General features: G+C 54.7%; 1 rRNA gene (cut by a window edge). It reads left to right on the top strand.

Annotated features, from left to right (window positions below):
* Positions 1 to 2,467, top strand: a 23S ribosomal RNA gene (locus ACT53M_RS20010) (it extends 325 nt beyond the left edge of the window).
* Positions 2,468 to 2,500 lie beyond the last annotated feature (33 nt).

Below are 2,500 nucleotides of genomic sequence, written 5' to 3'. Positions count from 1 at the left end.
AACTAGCAGAAGCTTCTGGAAAGGAGCGCCATAGCGGGTGACAGCCCCGTATGCGAAAGTGATGTTGAAGGACTCGAGTAGGGCGGGACACGTGAAATCCTGTCTGAACATGGGGGGACCACCCTCCAAGCCTAAATACTCGTACATGACCGATAGCGAACTAGTACCGTGAGGGAAAGGTGAAAAGCACCCCGATGAGGGGAGTGAAACAGTACCTGAAACCGAATGCCTACAAGCAGTGGGAGGGTCCTTGAGGCCTGACCGCGTACCTCTTGCATAATGGGTCTGTGACTTAATGTATCAAGCAAGCTTAAGCCGATAGGTGTAGGCGCAGCGAAAGCGAGTCTGAATAGGGCGACTTAGTTTGATGCATTAGACCCGAAACCCGGCGATCTATGCATGACCAGGATGAAGGTGGGGTAACACCCACTGGAGGTCCGAACCGATTAACGTTGAAAAGTTACCGGATGAGTTGTGCTTAGGGGTGAAAGGCCAATCAAGCCGGGAAATAGCTGGTTCTCCGCGAAAACTATTGAGGTAGTGCCTCGGATGAACACCCTAGGGGGTAGAGCACTGGATGGATGCGGGGGTCGCGAGATCTACCAACTCTAACCAAACTCCGAATACCTAGGAGTGATATCCGGGAGACAGACGGCGGGTGCTAAGGTCCGTCGTCAAAAGGGAAACAGCCCTGACCTACAGCTAAGGTCCCCAAGTCACGTCTAAGTGGGAAAGCATGTGGGAATCCCAAAACAACCAGGAGGTTGGCTTAGAAGCAGCCATCCTTTAAAGAAAGCGTAACAGCTCACTGGTCTAAACAAGGGTTCCTGCGGCGAAGATGTAACGGGGCTCAAGACGTGCACCGAAGCTTAGGGTGTGGATTTATCCACGCGGTAGCGGAGCGTTCCGTAAGCCTGTGAAGTGGGAGGGTAACCGACCATGGAGGTATCGGAAGTGCGAATGCAGACATGAGTAGCGATAAAGAGGGTGAGATGCCCTCTCGCCGAAAGACCAAGGGTTCCTGCGCAAGGCTAATCCGCGCAGGGTGAGCCGGCCCCTAAGACGAGCCCGAAGGGGGTAGTCGATGGGAACCACGTTAATATTCGTGGGCCTGGTGGTGTGTGACGGATTGCGTAAGTTGTCAGTTCTTATCGGATTGAACTGGCTTCGAAGCAGTCCCGGGAAATAGCCCCACCGTATAGACCGTACCCGAAACCGACACAGGTGGTCTGGTAGAGTATACCAAGGCGCTTGAGAGAAGTGTCCTGAAGGAACTCGGCAAATTGCCTCCGTACCTTCGGAAGAAGGAGGCCCTGCTTCTGGGCAACCAGTTGCAGGGGGCACAGGCCAGGGGGTAGCGACTGTTTAGCAAAAACACAGGGCTCTGCTAAGTCGGCTTCAAGACGACGTATAGGGCCTGACGCCTGCCCGGTGCCTGAAGGTTAAGTGGAGGAGTGCAAGCTCCGAAATGAAGCCCAGGTAAACGGCGGCCGTAACTATAACGGTCCTAAGGTAGCGAAATTCCTTGTCGGGTAAGTTCCGACCTGCACGAATGGCGTAACGACTTCCCCACTGTCTCCAGGACATGCTCAGCGAAATTGAATTCTCCGTGAAGATGCGGAGTACCCGCGGTTAGACGGAAAGACCCCGTGCACCTTTACTGCAGCTTCAGAGTGGCAGTGGAGAACAACTGTGTAGAATAGGTGGGAGGCTTTGAAGCACCGGCGCCAGCTGGTGTGGAGCCACCAAGTGAAATACCACCCTGTTGTTCTTTACTGTCTAACCTCGCACCGTCATCCGGTGCAGGGACCCTCTGTGGCGGGTAGTTTGACTGGGGCGGTCGCCTCCCAAAGAGTAACGGAGGCGCGCGAAGGTTGGCTCAGGCCGGTTGGAAACCGGCTGTTAGAGTGCAATGGCATAAGCCAGCCTGACTGCGAGACTGACAAGTCGAGCAGAGACGAAAGTCGGTCATAGTGATCCGGTGGTCCCTCGTGGAAGGGCCATCGCTCAACGGATAAAAGGTACGCCGGGGATAACAGGCTGATAACCCCCAAGAGCTCATATCGACGGGGTTGTTTGGCACCTCGATGTCGGCTCATCACATCCTGGGGCTGGAGCAGGTCCCAAGGGTTTGGCTGTTCGCCAATTAAAGTGGTACGTGAGCTGGGTTCAGAACGTCGCGAGACAGTTTGGTCCCTATCTGCCGTGGGCGTCGAAATTTGAGAGGAGTTGACCCTAGTACGAGAGGACCGGGTTGAACATACCTCTGGTGTACCTGTCGTCGTGCCAACGGCGCAGCAGGGTAGCTATGTATGGACGGGATAACCGCTGAAAGCATCTAAGCGGGAAGCCTCCCTCGAGATAAGATTTCATAGAGCGGTCGAAGACCACGACCTTGATAGATCGGATGTGGAAGCGCGGTAACGCGTGGAGCTAACCGATACTAATTGCTCTTTTCGCGCTTGAGAGTTTCACACCCCCATCGACAACCCTGGGTTGT

It is taken from the genome of Sphingomonas sp. DMC6 (genome assembly GCF_056314225.1).
This window is presented reverse-complemented; position numbering and strand designations above follow the sequence as displayed.